General features: G+C 52.6%; 13 protein-coding genes and 1 pseudogene. 4 read left to right on the top strand and 10 right to left on the bottom strand.

What is annotated here, in order from left to right; translation table 11 throughout:
- Window positions 1–20: 20 nt before the first annotated feature.
- The 6 genes from IB196_RS17775 to IB196_RS17750 all read right to left on the bottom strand — a co-directional run bounded on the left by IB196_RS17775 (window position 21) and on the right by IB196_RS17750 (window position 7,363).
- On the bottom strand, window positions 21–1,091 hold the full coding sequence (locus IB196_RS17775) for an ABC transporter ATP-binding protein (protein ID WP_005133552.1): 1,071 nt from the start codon (window positions 1,089–1,091) through the stop codon (window positions 21–23).
- Window positions 1,084–2,853, bottom strand: coding sequence for an iron ABC transporter permease (locus tag IB196_RS17770; protein WP_040232845.1), 1,770 nt, complete (start codon window positions 2,851–2,853; stop codon window positions 1,084–1,086). Before IB196_RS17770 ends, IB196_RS17775 begins: the two co-directional genes overlap by 8 nt.
- Window positions 2,854–2,928: 75 nt before the next feature.
- Complete coding sequence (locus tag IB196_RS17765) at window positions 2,929–4,017, bottom strand: ABC transporter substrate-binding protein (RefSeq protein WP_188232277.1); 1,089 nt, start codon at window positions 4,015–4,017, stop codon at window positions 2,929–2,931.
- A 260-nt stretch (window positions 4,018–4,277) separates the two neighbouring features.
- Window positions 4,278–4,973 (bottom strand): response regulator, encoded by a 696-nt coding sequence (locus IB196_RS17760; RefSeq protein ID WP_005133548.1) that lies wholly within the window; start codon window positions 4,971–4,973, stop codon window positions 4,278–4,280.
- Window positions 4,966–6,618, bottom strand: coding sequence for a sensor histidine kinase (locus IB196_RS17755; RefSeq protein ID WP_188232278.1), 1,653 nt, complete (start codon window positions 6,616–6,618; stop codon window positions 4,966–4,968). The genes IB196_RS17760 and IB196_RS17755 overlap by 8 nt, the downstream gene beginning before the upstream one ends.
- 208 nt (window positions 6,619–6,826) lie before the next feature.
- Window positions 6,827–7,363 carry a tetratricopeptide repeat protein gene (locus IB196_RS17750; RefSeq protein ID WP_155021634.1) on the bottom strand — a complete coding sequence of 179 codons (537 nt, stop codon included), beginning with the start codon at window positions 7,361–7,363 and terminating at the stop codon, window positions 6,827–6,829.
- A gap of 708 nt (window positions 7,364–8,071) precedes the next feature.
- Here IB196_RS17750 and IB196_RS17745 point away from each other — a divergent pair.
- Window positions 8,072–8,641 carry a DJ-1/PfpI family protein gene (locus tag IB196_RS17745; protein ID WP_276683062.1) on the top strand — a complete coding sequence of 190 codons (570 nt, stop codon included), beginning with the start codon at window positions 8,072–8,074 and terminating at the stop codon, window positions 8,639–8,641.
- Here IB196_RS17745 and IB196_RS17740 read toward each other — a convergent pair.
- Both IB196_RS17740 and IB196_RS17735 read right to left on the bottom strand, forming a co-directional pair.
- Window positions 8,630–8,833 (bottom strand): annotated as a pseudogene (locus IB196_RS17740) (YjhX family toxin); the annotation flags it as partial. The gene IB196_RS17745 and the pseudogene IB196_RS17740 sit on opposite strands and share 12 nt — an antisense overlap.
- A gap of 200 nt (window positions 8,834–9,033) precedes the next feature.
- Window positions 9,034–9,660 carry a LysE family translocator gene (locus IB196_RS17735; protein WP_188232279.1) on the bottom strand — a complete coding sequence of 209 codons (627 nt, stop codon included), beginning with the start codon at window positions 9,658–9,660 and terminating at the stop codon, window positions 9,034–9,036.
- Between the two features lie 109 nt (window positions 9,661–9,769).
- Here IB196_RS17735 and IB196_RS17730 point away from each other — a divergent pair, with 109 nt between their 5' ends.
- The 3 genes from IB196_RS17730 (at window position 9,770) to foxA (ending at window position 14,004) form a co-directional block, all read left to right on the top strand.
- On the top strand, window positions 9,770–10,675 hold the full coding sequence (locus IB196_RS17730) for a LysR substrate-binding domain-containing protein (protein WP_149691364.1): 906 nt from the start codon (window positions 9,770–9,772) through the stop codon (window positions 10,673–10,675).
- Between the two features lie 115 nt (window positions 10,676–10,790).
- Window positions 10,791–11,774, top strand: coding sequence for an AraC family transcriptional regulator (locus IB196_RS17725; RefSeq protein WP_005127915.1), 984 nt, complete (start codon window positions 10,791–10,793; stop codon window positions 11,772–11,774).
- Between the two features lie 121 nt (window positions 11,775–11,895).
- On the top strand, window positions 11,896–14,004 hold the full coding sequence (gene foxA, locus IB196_RS17720) for a ferrioxamine B receptor FoxA (RefSeq protein ID WP_188232280.1): 2,109 nt from the start codon (window positions 11,896–11,898) through the stop codon (window positions 14,002–14,004).
- Window positions 14,005–14,103: 99 nt separating this feature from the next.
- On the opposite strand, the gene IB196_RS17715 is transcribed toward foxA, so the two are convergent.
- Together IB196_RS17715 and IB196_RS17710 are read right to left on the bottom strand one after the other, a co-directional pair.
- Window positions 14,104–14,613, bottom strand: coding sequence for a hypothetical protein (locus IB196_RS17715; RefSeq protein ID WP_040232832.1), 510 nt, complete (start codon window positions 14,611–14,613; stop codon window positions 14,104–14,106).
- A 181-nt stretch (window positions 14,614–14,794) separates the two neighbouring features.
- Entirely contained in the window at window positions 14,795–16,957 is a 2,163-nt protein-coding gene (locus tag IB196_RS17710) for a TonB-dependent siderophore receptor (protein WP_188232281.1), read from the bottom strand.
- Between the last annotated feature and the right edge of the window lie 195 nt (window positions 16,958–17,152).

The following is a 17,152-nucleotide window of genomic DNA, read 5'->3' as shown; positions in this document are numbered from 1 at the left end:
ACAGCCGCTCCCTTCTGGCATCAGGATTTTGGGAACACCCAAACATGTTTTTCGGGTAACGCCAGGTGGCAGTGCTGAGGATCGCGAACTTCGTTGCCATAGGCGCGGATGACAAAATCATCAGCCACGGTGCGGAACAGGTACTCCCAGCGGTCACCGAGATACATGCTGGTGAGCAACGGGAGAGCCAACTGGTTTTCGCCTGGCCCGTCGGCCAGCACCACTCGTTCAACGCGGATCACCGCGGTGCCCTCATAGCCAACCTGAACGCCGTCGCCCGCCTGACCCCACAGAACCCAGTCGCGTCCTTCAATACGTGCTTTGCCGTCGCGCACGTCAGTGACTTTGCCATGCAGACGGTTGTTGCTGCCCATAAACTCAGCGGTGAACAGCGTTTTTGGGGAACCATACATCTCTTGCGGCGTACCCTGCTGTTCAATTTTGCCGTTGTTGAGCAACAAAATGCGGTCAGAAATCGACATCGCTTCTCCCTGGTCATGCGTCACCATCAGCGCGGACAACCCGAGATTAATAATCAGCTCACGCAGGAATACGCGCGCTTCTTCCCGCAGTTTTGCATCAAGGTTGGATAATGGCTCATCGAGCAGGATCACGGGTGGGTTATAAACCAGCGCCCGGCCAATCGCTACACGCTGTTGCTGGCCGCCAGAAAGTTGATGCGGATGGCGCTTACCCAGATGTCCCAGGCCCAGTTGATCCAACACACCCTGTACCCGTTGGTTGATCTCTGCGGTGGAGACTTTGCGCAACTTCAGCGGGTAAGCCACATTCTCAAATACGGTTTTATGCGGCCACAAGGCATAGGACTGGAACACCAGCCCCAGATTACGCTCTTCGGCTGGGATTTCGCTGCGCGGGGTGCCGTCGTAGACCTTGTTGTTGCCGATGGTAATTGACCCTTGTGTCGGTTTTTCCAGCCCGGCCACCGCGCGCAGGAGGGTGGTTTTACCGCTACCGGACGGTCCCAGTAACGAAACCACTTCGCCCCGTTTGAGGTCCATGGTCACGCCCTTTAGCACCGGGTTATCACCGTAGGTTAAGTGCAGGTTCTCGACCGATAATTCAATCATGTAATTTCACTCCAAAACGTAGGGCAATACCCAGGCCCACCACCACCAACAAAATATTGATAAACGAGAGTGCGGCGACGATGTCGATAGCACCTGCCGCCCACAGAGATACCAGCATCGAACCGATGGTTTCCGTGCCTGGCGACAGCAGATAGACGCCCGTTGAATACTCACGCTCAAAGATCAGGAACATCAGCAGCCATGAGCCAATCAGCCCATAACGCGAAAGCGGAATGGTAACGTGGCGGGTAATCTGCCCACGCGTCGCACCGGTGCTGCGTGCCGCTTCCTCCAGCTCTGGCCCCACTTGCAGCAACGTTGAGGAGATGAGGCGCAGGCCGTAGGCCATCCATACCACCGTATACGCCAGCCAGACGCTGAAAATGGTGCTACGCAGCGAGCGCAGCCAGACAATCAGCGTGTCTCGCAACCACTGCGACCACGGCATGCCGGATAACCAGCCGGATTTCAGCGCGTTATCGAGCCACATCGGTAAGAACAGAAACACCCACAAAAACGCCAGACCCGCGAGCAGGCCCGGCACCGCACGGGGCACCAGCACGCTGTAGTCTAGAAAACGCGTGGTGTTATCCGGCTTGCGGTGCATCGCGATACCGATAAACAGATAGCAACCTACCGCCAGTGCGCCGCCTATTACGCCAATCGCCATGGAGTTGACGATGGCCCGCAACAGGTTCGGCTGTTCCCAGATGGTACGGAAGGTGCTAAGCGACAGCTCATCCCACAGCGACACACCCACACCCCAGTTGGAGATAAACGCACGCAGCACCACACCCATCAACGGTACGCCAATGGTAATGGTCAGCCAAAACGCGACCACACCACCCGCTATCCAGCGCCATTTACCCAGCGGTAACGCGCGGGCCTGCGAGGCTTTACCCTTCATGGTGACGAAGCGGTTAGCGGTACGCATCAGGCGACGCTGTAGCATGACCAGTGGGATGGTCAGGCAGATCAGCACCACGGCAACGGCCGCCATCAGGTGATACGACGGCGTACCCAGTTTATTGGTCAACTGATAGAGGTAGGTTGCCAGCACCATGTTGCCTTCCGGATCGCCCAGTACCAGCATCAGACCAAAGACTTCCAGACCGAGGAAAAACAGCAGCACCACGGCGTACAGAATAGACGGGCGAACCATCGGCAGGCTGACCGAGGTCATCACCTGCAGCGGGGAAGCGCCGGAGATACGCGCGGCTTCCTCCACGTCTGAGCTCACGCTGCGCAGCGCTGATGAGATATACAGATAAGCGTGCGGTACGTGTGTCAGGCCTGCAATGACCACGATGCTCGACATGTCGTAGATATTCCACGGCACGAAGCCAATCAGCGACTGCGCCCACAGCGACAGGAAGCCCACCGGGCCTGCGGCCACCACATAGCCAAAACCCAGCACCATCGGTGAAACAAAAATAGGCACCAGGATCAGCGGCTCAATCAGACGTCTACCCGGTAAGTCGGTACGTACCATCAGGAAGGCCAGTATGCCGCCCAGAGGAATGGCGATAATGACCAGACCGAATGCGAGAATAAAGCCGCTTTTCAGCGCTTTATAGAAGTCAGGGTCGGTAAAAATAAAGCCAAAGGATTCAAGGCTCCAGTCCTTTGCCGGCGAGAAGAACGGCGCGGACAAAAAGCTCTGTATCACGATGAACGACAATGGCGTGTAGATAACCAGCGCGGTTAACAGCACGACGATGCCGCGCGGCAAGCTTTGCCACTTTCTGCGTAATGCATTCATAAGCGAGATCCGGTAACACGAATTCAGGAAACGAGCACCAGGCGCACCAGTGAACCGTGCACCTGGTTCTGGCTCTTATTTGGCCGCGGCTTCACGCCATTGTTTGATGTAGTCCAGACGTTTCTTCGGTTGCAGGTATTCAAGTAATGACTCATCAACCGGGATCGGCTTCAGCGCGCTACCCAGCATTTTGGTCATACCGTCGATGTCATTTTTACCTTCGATATCGTTACGGATAGAGGGAATATCGGCCTGGTTGGCGAGGATGTTTTGCCCTTTTTCAGACAGCACATAGTCCAGCCACAATTTGGCAGCATTGCCATGTTCTGCCTGCTGGCTGATGAAAGAAACTCGTGACAGCACCAGGGTGTAGTCCTTCGGATAGGAAATACCCAGTGACGGGTCGTTTTTGGCACGCGCTTCGGCGTAAGAGCCGAGGATATTATAACCAATCAGGTTTTCACCCGATGAAACCCTCTCCATCATCGTACCGGTGGACGATTGCACGGCTAACCCGCCTTTCGCCACGTCGGCCAATGTTTTGAAGTAGTTCGGATCGGCCTTGTAATCCAGCACCGATAGCATGAAGCCAACCCCGGATTTTTCGATATCGTAGGTGGTGACTTTGCTTTTGAATTTATCCACCTGGCCTGCAATCAGCTTTGCCAGCGCGGCGTGAGAATCCGGAACCTCGTTCGCCGGGATGAGGCGCTTGTTGTAAATAAACACCACCGGCTCGTAGGTGGTGCCGTACGCTTTGTTGTGCCAGACAGCCCATTTCGGTAGCTGGTTCTGCTCTGCTGAAACATACTCCATGGCATAGTCGGTCGCGAGCTTCATCGCGGTATCCATAGAGGAGCTCCAGATGACGTCACCGCTGCCGCCGCCAGCAGCCTGTTCGCTGATATAACGGTTATACAGCTCGGTGCTGTTCATATCGTTATATTCAACTTTGATGCCCGGATAGGTGGCTTCAAAGCCCTGAATCAGCGGCCCCGCCGCTTTGGTATCCGTTGTGGAGTAAACCACGACTTTGCCTTCTTTGGTGGCGGCATCAACCACCTTTTGGTAGTCAGCCGGATACCCCTGCGGTAGCGCGGACAGGGCAGAAAACGACATGAAAACAGCAGCAGAGATCAGAGAGATGCGGAATGTGTTTGTCATTATTATTAACCTTCTAGTTACACTTTGGGAACTAAAAGTCAACATAGCGGATGAGAGGGGAGAGACAAGAGGGGGAAGAGAGCCGGCTGGTGGAAATGTGATTGCTGGCGTTGTTTCGGTAATTAACACCATAGAAACCGTGAGCGCAGGGATTTGAGAGAACGGAATGCTCACCGCTGTAGGCCGGATAAGCGAAGCGCCATCCGGCACTATACGGAACGCAGCCGGATGGCGCTTCGCTTATCCGGCCTACGGAGTTGTCAATCAGCCCCCTTCCGGTACAACCGCCTTGGATGCCCAATATTCCCATACTGAATCTCAATCACAACAAACCCAATCTCCACGCAATACTCCAGATAGCGGCGACCCGTAGTTTTACTGATCCCTGCGTCTTCCACCACCTGTTCGACTGACCAACTGGTGTCAGGATGTTCGCTGAAAATACGCTTCACCCGCTCAAGCGTTGCAGGTTCAATGCCCTTTGTTGATGGCTGGGTTGATGCCTCACCCGCGGGTAAATTGAACAGTTTATCCAGTGCATGTTGGTCAACAACCTTCACCTGCCGCAGAGTGTGTACCAGCAACATAAAGCGCTCCAGCGAGGCCCGCAGACGGTGGGAAAATACGGGTTTTAGCAGGTAGTCAAACGCGCCGCTGCGCATAGCATGGCTGCAGGTTTGCATATCGCTGGCGGCGGTGATGAATATCACCGAGCATTCAAACTGTTTGAGCAGTGGGCTATCAATAAGCTCAACGCCCTGACCGTCCGGCAAATAGTTGTCCAGCAGCAGCAGACGTGGCTGATGGAGGAGGAGCAGTTCGCGGGCCTGTTCCAGCGATCCCGCGATTCCCACGATGCGCAGATGGAAGTTTTGCTCAATAAACTCCCGATGCAACTGTGCGAGATGCGGCTCATCTTCAACAATAACAACCTCAAGAGGGCGGATATCAGTCATGGGAAGATCCTGTTGAAAGAGAAATCTGGAACGGGATGAAAACCGAAAATACGGTACCCTGTGGGATGTTATTGCTTATTTCGATGCTGCCACCTGCCCGACGAACGTAGCCCACGACCAGGTACAGGCCAATACCATGTTCTGAACCGGTGAGTTCACTGCTGTCAGTGGGTTTACTGGTAAAGCCTTGCTCAAAAATATGCGGCTTCATGGCCTCATCAACGCCACAGCCCCGGTCAGCCACTTCAATCACCAGTTCGTGGTTGCGATCCGATATATACACTTCCACCGGCGCGGTACGTGCTGGCGTTTTCAGCGTGGCATCGACAGCGTTGTCCACCAGATTACCAATGACTGACATCAGCTCCGTTTCGCTCAGTCCTTCCGGCAGGCGCGAGAGCTGGCAGGCGGGATCGAAAACCAGCTCAACGCCTTTCTCGCGGGCACCGACATATTTCCCCAGCAGCAGGCCGCACAGCGCCGGAGAGACAAACTGCCTGGAGAGGAAATCCAGCACCTGCTGGGCCCCCTCTGACTGTACCTGGATATAACGCAGCGCATCGTCATAGCGCTGCATTTGCAGCAGACCGACGAGCGTCGCCGTCCAGTTGAGCTGCTCGTGGCGCATGATGCGCAGGTTATCGGCATAGCGGGTCACCTGGCTGAGTTGGCTGCTGAGCGTATTGATATCGTTCTTATCGCGGAAGCTGAATACCCAACCGCTTTGGGTGCCCGGCTCGACTTCAATAGCCACGCGGTTGACGATGGTTTCCCGTTGATTCAGGACGGTAATATGATCGTGATGGCGGCTGTCATAAGCGGTATTGCCTGGCGCGAAAAACGACGGTGGCAGTTGAATCACCTCATCCAGCGGCTTGCCGAGCAGCGCTTGTTCACTCTGGCGAATATTGAGCATCTCCCTGGCGGCGCGGTTGATGAGTATTAGCCGCTTATCGGCATTCACCGCAAACACACCTTCGTACATGGCCTCCAGTAACGCCTTTTGCTGTAGCACCAACTGGGCGATATCTTTGGGTTCCAGGCCGAACATCTGTTTTTTCAGCGTGCGGGTCAGTAACCAGGAAAAAATAAACAGCAGCAGCAGCAGGGCAAAGCCGTACATTCCGGTGCGCCACAGCAGTCGGGCGTTGATATTGGCGATGTAGGAGGTGAGGTAACCGACGGAGACAATGCCGATTACCTGATGATGGCTATCGAAAATAGGTGCCTTACTGCGTAACGAGACACCGATCCCGCCCTTACGCACTGTGATAATGGTTTTGCCCTTCAGTACATCAGCATTGTCGCCGCCGATCATCGGCAGGTTAAGGCGCTCCGGGGATTCTGAGTGGTAAAGATGCTGTTCACGCGCATCACCAATCACAATATAGCTGGCGTCGCTTTCGGCACGCAGCGGCTGAATCAGTTGTGCGATACCGGGAATATCCCGCTGCTGTACTTTTTCTGCCAGACCGGGAATCAGGGCAATTTCGCTGGCCTGTACGCGCGCGCGTTGGCCCAAATCGTGGTGCAACTGACGGTCGATAAAGTGAAACAGCAATACGCCAAGCAGCGCCAGCAGAAGGCAGGAAAAAGCCACCAGTGAGAGGAACAGCTTTACCTGAAAGGACAATCTGAGTTTCATGTAGTCCGCAGCGGCCAGAGCAGAAAGGGTCATCTGAAAAGCCTATCATGCGAAAATACGAACCGTAATCGAGGGACGACAGAGTTGTGAACTGCCTACATTCTCCGCAAATTTCTGAGGCAATAAACGGTATGTCGACGATGCGATCCAACGACTGTATCCATTGAAAATGCGCATCGTTGACGGTGATTTTTTTGGCGCTTCCGGTCTATGACTCTGGGTGTCCGTCGATCGCGGCCTTCAGATCGCGATACTCTTCGCATTGGGTGCCGCAGATATTCTTAATGGTTGCCAGCTCCGCTTTCGCCAGGTCGGGGCGGCCTTTAACCATCCATGCTTCCCCAAGATATTCGCGCACTCTCGCATAGTGCGGATCAAGGGCAATCGATCGTTGGTAGTAACTTATCCCTTCATCCGTACGCCCTAGCTTGCGTGTCGCGTAGCCTCGATAGTTCCAGGCTTCACGCGTATTGGGCTGCTGTAAGGTATCGAGTAAATTGATGGCATCCTGATAATGGCCGGTTTTCGCCAGGTGATACGCATACTGCGTTTTATCCTGATCGTCGATCATGCTGCTTTTTTCTGGCAAACATTTTTGGGTTTTGTTGTCGTAAACCTGACCCTTCGGGCATGTTGGTGTGGTGGTATCGTCATTTCCCATGGCGCTGGCTGCAGCGGAGTAGAGCAGCCCGCCTGAGATCAGGCAAATCAACGGCAGTATTTTCGTCCTGGCGTGCATCTTCATGGTCCTGTCCTCTCGGTATGAGTGAAGGTTCTTGCATGCTGTAAACCGCGCAGACCATGCTTTATTCATTATCGATGCCTATAAATTGACCTGCCGTTTATTTTTAATACACCGCTTTATTAGCAAAGAAGGAGGGGCCGCTAACGAGGCTGTTGCGGCGCGCCAAATTTTCCGTACCACGGGAAATGGGGGAGCTTCTCTGATCCCCGCACTGGCACTAAATGCCATCCAGGTGGCAGTAAGAGGTGTATCTTCAGGCAGCCCCTGCGTTGGCTGCGCTCACTCACCCCAGTCACCTACTGGTGTACGCTCCTGGGGATTCGTTGCATCGCCGCCTTCCTGTAACTCGAATTATTTAGGGTATAGAAGATAAATAATATGGCTTTTTTTATTTATTCAATAATAAATAAAAAAAGCCACCTGAATTCCAGGTGAAATATAACACAGAGATTATATGTTGCAATTAGCGATATTAAATATGACAGGTAAAACTTGCCGGTATTAGAATTTCGCAACAATATATTTATAGATAATTTATATTTATCAAATGCACTTTGCGTTATCTAACTCATAAAAGACCCTTCTGACGGGTCTCTGTGTAGACTGTGATCCAGCCGATTGTTCTGCGGTATTTATTAATGTCCCGAGTCGTGTGAACTATAGTAAAGATGGCCGTTATTTCTCATTATTAATAACCGTGAGTGGGGGATGTGCATGAAGAAGATTCTGATGCTGGTCGGGGATTATGTCGAAGATTATGAAACGATGGTGCCTTTCCAGGCTCTGCAAATGCTCGGTCATCGGGTTGATGCCGTCTGTCCGGATAAAAAACAAGGTGACTATGTTCAGACCGCCATTCACGATTTTGATGGGGCGCAGACCTACAGTGAGAAACCAGGGCATCGCTTCACCTTGAATGCGAATTTCTCTGATGCGCGCGAGGCGGATTATGACGCCTTGTTGATCCCTGGCGGGCGGGCGCCGGAGTATTTACGTCTGAATCCGGATGTCATTCAACTGGTACAAGACTTTAACTCTGCGGGTAAACCTATCGCCGCTGTGTGTCATGGCCCGCAACTGCTGGCGGCAGCCGGAGTGTTAGAAAACCGGACCTGCAGCGCGTATCCAGCGTGTGCGCCAGAAGTTCGGTTAAGCGGTGGGCATTATGCCGATATCGGGATTGATCAGGCGCACGTCGACGGCAATCTGATTACCGCGCCGGCATGGCCTGCTCATCCTGCCTGGTTGGCTAAATTTGTTGAAGTATTAATGAAGTAACGGGTACTGGCTTTGCAGGTCGGTATAACCTATCCGGCTATACCGACTGCAAAAAATTATCGTTGCAACGGATTTGATCAACTTTTTGGTTCTGAGCTTTTTAAACACCTCAAGCGTGCAGTCGCAGAGCAGCAATCCTTCACGGCTATAACATTCAACGGATGTGACGCGGCCAGCGCTGTCGTGGACGTGATCATCATGTGCAAAACGTGCAAACACACTGCGGTGTCCGCATTCGATTTCAGCGCATTGATAACCAGTCCGGCCTGATAAGGTCGGCAAACTGATTATCTGATGATGACATTCTCCAGCATCAAAGCCTCGGATTGAGTTGAAAGGTATTTACATGGTGAATGATAACCGGCAGTCCCTAGAGGGGAGCCCTTATGACGCTAATTTGTGATCTGTAACCGCAGTGCGGCCACATTATAGATAGTGCCAAACACCGCTACCGCCAGTAGGAACAGGGATGAGATAAAAACGCTGTATCTGACAAACCGCATGGGCATCCAGCGTTTGAAAATCACGATATAAAACGACAGAACGGCAACGTCAAAAATGATCCATACCAGCGTGAGTATCAGCATGCTGGTGGCGAAATTATGTGTAATGGTGATGAACTGTGGAAAGAATGAAACGAAGAACAGAATATCTTTCGGGTTTGACACGCCAATCAGAAAACCGTTGATAAATCCCCCATGAGACGGCTGGCGAGAGTCTTCGCTGGCGGCTTGATTTCTTGCCCACAGGCTGCAAAACGCGCTATAGCCGATATACAGCGATCCGGCGAGACACAGCACACACAGCAGCAGTGGAGAGAGTGATACCACTCCCGCCAGCATCAGCGCAGCAAGCGCAAGTAGTAGCAATGAAGCACCGTTAGTTCCGCATAGCGTCATAAAGGCCTGGCGATAGCCGTACTGTGCCGCCGTCGCGGTAATCAGCGCCACAACAGGGCCTGGTGTTAGTAATAGTGTTAGCACCGAGAGGCTGTATACAGCCAGTAAAGCGAGATTCATATCTGATGATCCTGACGTTATTTTTCATCAGTATTCCGCTTGCGTGTCACATTGAAAAACGAATAAAACTGCGCTCTACTGTGAGTAAAACTCAACATAGAAGCCGATGATGACGCTACCCCCTCTGTATGCCCTGAGAGCTTTTGAAGCTGCTGCCCGTCTGGGATCATTTAGTAAAGCGGCTATTCAACTGAACGTCACGCCTGGTGCGGTAAGCCGTCATATCCGCACACTGGAAGCCTGGTTTGGCTGCGAACTGTTTGTTCGTAGCGGCCCCCGAATTGAGATAACGCCTTCAGGACAGGGGTTAGCGCAACAACTGACGGCCGGGTTTCAGAGTTTAGAACACGCCTGCCATGCTTTTCGTAGCCGCAGTCATGCGCTGCGGTTGAAAGCCCCCTCAACGTTGACCATGCGCTGGCTGCTGGATGTGCTACGTCATTTCCGGGAAGCCCATCCAACGCCGGTGATTGAAATCTCCAGCGTGTGGATGGACACCGATTCCGTCGCATTCAGCCGCGAACCGTATGACTGCGCAATCCTGTTGGGGAATGGTTATTTTGGCGAGGATACGGACAGCCGTTTGCTGTTTCAGGAGTGGCTTATCCCGGTATGCGCACCTGCGTTGCAGGCTCAGGCGCAAGGTGATATCGCCGTCTGTGAATTGATTCATCCTTCTGCCGATCGCCGCGACTGGCGTCGTTGGCTGCAGCGTACCGGGGCATTTCCTGCGTTGAACCTGGCACGTGGCAAAGTGTTCGATACCCTGGAACAGGGGAGTCTTGCGGCAATGAGCGGGCATGGGATCGCGGTCGCCGATCTGCTATTAAGCCTGACGGCTATTCAGACCGGGATGCTGGCGTTACCGTTTAAACAGGCCGTCGCGACAGGAGAAGGCTATTACCTCGTCTGGCCAAAAGCGTCAACCCGGCTTCGAAATATTGAGTTGCTGTATCGCTGGTTAAAAGAAGCTGCACCTGAGGCTGACATGGCAGAACTGCTCTGGCTGGAATAACCCGCCGAATACCATATTGATAACAATTCTCATTATTATTGTTGTGCTGTGCGGGTAATGGTAATGTTGCCACCCATCGTACGTTGCAAATTCCATTTCTTGTGCAGAAGACAGCATGAACAACACCACCGCCCAGAATGCATCCGGACGTTCTACCCGCACCTTCTCCGTCAGTGAGTTTAGGGACTTTGGTGAGCGCTACGGGATCGATTACCGTTTTCCATTGCTGACACAAAAACCGGGTCTTCCGTGTTCCAGTGCCGTTTTGCAAGGGGAAGTAGAGGAGATGATGCTCCCTTGCGGGATGTGCGTCACACACTCTGATGTACAGGTGTTGCAACCGTATGAAACCACCTCCCGGCACAGTAGCCCCTTGTATATGCTGGTGGTGCTGGAAGGTTGCGTGATACTGACGCTCAACGGGCAGGAACATGTGGTACGTTCCGGCATGGCGTTTAGTTCGCGTCTGAGTGAACGCCAGGCGATGAGCGCCCGTCACCCTGCAGACTGCAAGCTACGGACGCTATCACTCGGGTTGTATCCTGACGGGGCATGGCGCACAGGATTACTTGAATCCCTTATGCGTGAGTGGGAAAACTGCCAGACGCCAACGCTTATTTGGCAGGTGCCGGGTTTTTTACTCAGCGGATTACAATATGCGCAGCAGAGCTCGCTTAGCCATGTTTCCCGCCAGTTGATGCTGGAAGGACTGATTCTACAATTATTTGGTCACGGTCTCAGCGTTTGTCAGGTAGAGAGCGGTAAATGTCTCGCTGCCAGTGGCGAGCAGCAACGGCTGGAAAGGGTGCGTCGTCTGTTGGAGCAAACCCCTGAAAATGACTACACGCTTAACGAGCTGGCGCAGCGCGCAGCAATGAGCCCCAGCAGTTTGCGCAGTAAATTTCGCATGGCCTATGGTTGCTCGGTGTTTGACTACCTGCGCGACCGCCGCCTGGAACGCGCGCGTGGCTATTTACTGGAAGGGTATAGCGTACAGCAAGCCGCATGGATGTCTGGCTACCAGCACGCCACAAACTTTTCCACAGCCTTTCGTCGTCGCTATGGCTTCCCGCCTGGTGATGTTCTCAAACTTTGCTAATCCATTTTCCCGTTTTATGCGCGTGGCAGATTAATAATTTGGCGTTGCGCATACGCAACCTGGCATTCGGCATAGCGACTCCTGATACAAAAATGGCAATAATTCTCATTTACAATTAGACATGCCTTGGGAGATGTTCATGTTCGCAAAGACTCGGTTGGCGCTGCTGGTAGGATGGGTGACCGGTAGCGTAGCTTTTCCTCTGCTGGCGCAGGAAACAACAAAAAACGATACGGTGGTTGTCACTTCGCAAATGCAGAGTGGGGCGACCAAGCTTGCCACACCGGATATCGAAACGCCGCAGTCGGTATCGATCGTTACCCGTGAACAGTTTGAAGAGCAGGGCGCAACCAGCGTGCGGCAGGCTGTTAGCTACACACCTGGGGTGTACAGCAATCAGATTGGTGCCTCCAACCGCTTTGACTACATTGTGCTGCGCGGTTTCTCCGATGGTAGTCTGGACAACGTCTATCTCGATGGTCTGAAGATGATGGGCGACACTAACTCACACAGTTCGCTGGTGGTCGATCCGTGGTTCCTTGAAGATATCGAAGTGGTGCGCGGCCCGGCTTCTGTACTGTATGGCCGTTCCTCTCCGGGCGGTATTGTGGCGCTGACATCACGTAAACCGTCGTTTGATGCGGGCGGAGAAGTGAAGCTGTTTGCTGGCAACAACAATCAGCGCGGCGCCGCGTTTGATGTCACCGGGGCGCTGGACGATAACGACCGCGTGGCGGCGCGCCTGAGTGGCATGACGCGCTATGCTGATTCGCAGTTCGGCCCGTTGAAAGAAGAGCGCTACGCGTTGATGCCGAGCCTCACCTGGCGCATCACTGACCAGACGCGTCTGGATCTGATGGCCTATCTGCACCGTGACCCCGAAGGCGGTAGCCACTCCGGTCTGCCATATGACGGTACCGTGGTTCCACATTACGGGCAAAAGATCTCCAACACCTTTTATGAAGGTGAGGATGATTACGATAAGTACGATCGCCGCGAAAATATGGTGGGCTACAACATTGAGCACCTGTTTGATAACGGCTGGTCGGTGCGGCAAAAACTGCGCTACCTGCATACCGATGTGGAGTTGAACCAGGTGTATGCGTCGGGCTGGCTGAATAAAACCGAGCTTAATCGCGGCTACTCCGGCTCTGATGAAAAAATGTCGGCGATTACGCTGGATAACCAGCTCGACGGCAGCTTTGATACCTGGCAGGTTAACCACCGTCTGCTGGTGGGGATCGACTATCAGGATCGCAGTAACAATACCACCGGCTACTACGGGGCGTTCCCGCCGATTGACGCCTTTAACCCAGTGTACGGCACAAAGCCTGACTACATCGACATGTATGCGCGTGAAAAGCACAAGCTGCGCCAGACGGGTTACTATTTGCAGGATCAGATGTCATGGGATCGCTGGCGTATTACGCTCGGTGGTCGCTACGATCAGGTCAGCGTCTCTAACATTGATAAGCAAAACGATACCCGCAGCGATCTGGATAAAAACAACTTCAGCACCCGCGCCGCGCTGCTTTATTTGTTTGATAACGGCTTTGCGCCGTACGTGAGTTATTCCACCGCCTTTACACCAACCAGCTTTGCCGATGAGAACGGTAATTTGCTGGATCCAATGAAAGGCAAGCAGTGGGAAGCCGGCCTGAAATATGAACCTGAAGGGTTGAATAGCCAGTTTAGCGCGTCGCTATTCCGTATTAATCAGACCAACATTGCCACCAAAGAAGAGCCGACCGATCCGTATCGCTCGATTGGGGAAATTGAGTCTGAAGGGGTAGAACTGGAGGCGATTAGCCAACTGACGGATAGTTTCCGTCTGCAGGCGGCGTATACCTATACCGACATTCGCTATAAGAAAAGCAGCCCGGAAGAGCAGGGCAAGCGTGCCGTTTATGCGCCGCGCAATCAGGCCAGTACCTGGTTAAGCTACGATGTAAAAAGCGGCCCGCTGGATGGCCTGACGCTGGGTTCAGGTGTGCGTTACGTCAACGGTATTACCAGCGATCGCCAGAATACTCACACCCTGCCATCGTATACGCTGGTGGATCTGGCGATTGGCTACGACTTAACGAATATTGGTATTAAAGGTTTGAGCACGCAATTGAACGTCAACAATCTGACCGATAAACGCTATGTAGCGGCCTGCAACTCGCTTTCTTATTGTTACTTTGGCGCAGAACGCAGCATTGTTGGTAGCGTGTCGTGGAAATTCTGATGCTTAAGCCGGATGCGGCGCTGGCACCTTATCCGGCATACGGCAGCGTGCAAATTGTAGGCCTGATAAGCGCAGCGCATCAGGCATAGTGGATTGCGGCTATTTAGTAAAACCGTTTTGCATACAAATCTGCGCGCTGGTTCTCAGGGTGAAGGCTAACTTGTCAGGATACTGGCGGTAATAGTTATGTTCTTCTTCCAGCCCTTTTGCCTGCGCCAGACGTACCGTTTCCAACGAACAGGTTCGGTAGATCAAATCTTTATTCATATTGCTCTGCTTCTCGCGCTGTTTATCTGCGGACAGCGCCAGCCAGCTCTCGGACAGCGAGTAATCGTAGACCACCCGATTCCCTTTCGCCTGCACGTTCTCAATGGTAATGAATTCGTCGATCTTCAGTCTTGGCTGACCACGCATTTTTTTCTTATCTTCTGCGGCGGCATATTGCGCCAGCGCATTAATATCCATCCCGGCTATTTTCTGCTTATAGATATCGACCCAGGCGGCGGGTTGCTGATAATGCTGAGCATAAGCATTTCTTAATTCTCCGTCACTCATTGAACAGCCAGCTAAAAATAAAGGTAATAGCAGCGTCAGTTTTGTTTTAGTCATGATGTTATCCCATTCATTATTGTGGTCCCCAGTCGCCCATAACAAAATAAAAGTCATCGAATTACAGGTGATCTTTAGGGTTGTATAAACGGGGCGATGACAGCACAAGTGCAATTATCTTAAAATGGCGGAATAAGCGGGAAACCCTGCCAGAATTGGCAGGGGTAATGGATGAAGAGGATCAGAATTCCATTTTCACCGTGAACTGCACTTCTCGTGGATCGCCAATCTGATTACCCAGATTATTGGTGGCAATGGATGAGGTGTAATAGGTCTTATCAAACAGGTTTTTCACATTGAGCTGCAATGTGACCGGATACTGCAGCTTCATTTTATAAGCGGCAAAGGCATCGGCGACAAAATAGCCCGGCAGATAATAGTCTGCGCCATTGGTTGCGGAACGGCGACTCACCCCATGACCCCCACCGCCAATCGTCAGAGTATTGCCCATAAAAGCATTCTGAATATCGTAGGTGAGGAATAATGAGCCGGTATGCTTCGGTACATTAGGCAGCGGCTTACCTTTGTAATCAGGATCTTCCGTCACTTTCGCGGCGGTATAACCGTAGCTGGCGATGATATTGGTGTTGGTGGTCAACGAACCGGCGACATCCACTTCCACACCTTGTGAACGCACGCGACCCGCCGTTTTCGCCACGGTTTCGCCATTGATCATTTCGTTGTACAGCACATTGCGTTTATCAATATCAAACAGGGCAATATTGGCTGTGATACCGTCAAAGATATCGAATTTTGCCCCCACTTCATAAGCCGTTGAGGTTTCAGGTGGCAATTCGCCAATATAACTGGCGATAGAATATTGCGGCATGAAGGATCGCGACACGTTACCGAACAGCGATACCGACGGCGTCAGTTTGTACACCATACCGAATTTGGGCACCCACTGTTGGTCGGTACTGTCGGTGTTGACGTTGAACGGACGGCCTTTGCCAGCGTATTCGGTGTAGTACTGATAACGCATCCCGGCGACGGCGATCCATTTATCGGTCAGGTACAGCGCGTCCTGCACATACGCAGAATAGCTCTCTTGTTGAATGGTCTGATCGCTATCAGCAGCAGAAACGTTAGTACATTTACCCAACGTACCGTAGACAGGATTATAAATATTGAACCCTTTTACGTTCTTGCAGCGGATCATGTCGGTGCGTAGCAGATCGTAGTTCTCATAAGAGACGCCGGTGAGGATCTCGTTATAAAAGCCAGCGATATCGACGTTGCCCTGTAAATCGGCACGTGTGGCGTGCATGCGCTGGGTGGAGCCTTGAGTGGCATCAACACGGCGGGTCAGATTTCCGCTTGCAGAATCATAAGCCATCACGCGAGCCTGGTTATCGCTGTATTTATCCTGGCTAAAGCTGTAGTCGAATTTCGCTGTCCATTCGCTGTTGAAACGGTATTCGGCATTCAGCTGCGCCAGATCCGATTCGCCATCGGTGATATTAAACGGCTCATCAAAACGGGTTTTGCGATCCACATTCACCGCGTGTTTGGTGTTGAGATCGAAAATGGTGCCGCGATCGAACGGGGCTTTATAGTCGCGATGTGAATAGAGCACGTTGACGGTGGCCTTGTCGCCAAACCAGGTCAGGGACGGAGAGATGAAGCTGCTCTGATTGGTGCCGAAGTTACGCCAGTAATCCTCATGCTGATATTCGCCAATCAGGCGATAGGCTAACTGCGTGCCTTCAATCGGCCCGGTCACGTCAAACTGCCCTGTGCCGCCGCCAAAGCTGCTGGAGGTTGCTGAAATCGACCCGCCAAACTGCGTTTCCGGACGTTTGGTGACGACATTAATCAGGCCGCCGGGATCGAGAATCCCATACAGGGTTGAGGCCGGGCCTTTCAGCACTTCCACGCGTGAGGTGGCGGCGTTAAAGCTGCGCGGCAATACGGTTTTCAGACCATTGGTCATCACCGAGCCGTCACGGTTTGCGCCGAAGCCACGGCGGACAAACGCATCCTGTGTGCCACCTAATGTGTTGGTTTGCACGACGTTACTGACGTTATACAGCGCTTCGTCCAGCGTCGTGACATGCTGATCTTCCAGAACTTTATCGCTGACAGTGTTCACCACCTGCGGGATATCCAACAATGGCATGGATGTCAGCGTCGCGGTGGACGAGCTCAGCGGTTGATAACCCGATGTTACGGCCTGATCGGCAGACGACGCATCTGCCCGAACGGTGATGGTATCTTCCCCTTTAGGCGGAGTCGTCTCTTTCTCCGCTGCAAATACCGTAGGTGTTGTTGTCATGCCCAGAAAGAGAGCAGAGCACAATGCCCGCCCTTTCATCCCCGAAAAGTAAGTCGTTAACTTAGCCATTATTTTATTTATTCCGCAAAAGACCCTGCCAAAAATGGGCAGGGAAACAGGTTGATTCAATTCATTGCCCGGCTTGCCAGCCCTGCATTTATCCATCTGTAAGCCAGCGTTACTGGCGTCAGGTGTGTAATTGAGAATCATTCAATCATGGGTGTTTGTAGTAGTAAACGTAAAAATGAAAAAGAAACTACAAGC

The organism is Citrobacter sp. C6_1, assembly GCF_014596835.2.
GTDB classification, from domain to species: domain Bacteria; phylum Pseudomonadota; class Gammaproteobacteria; order Enterobacterales; family Enterobacteriaceae; genus Citrobacter; species Citrobacter pasteurii.
The sequence above is the reverse complement of the archived record's forward strand: the minus strand, read 5'-3'. Positions and strand labels throughout refer to the sequence as shown.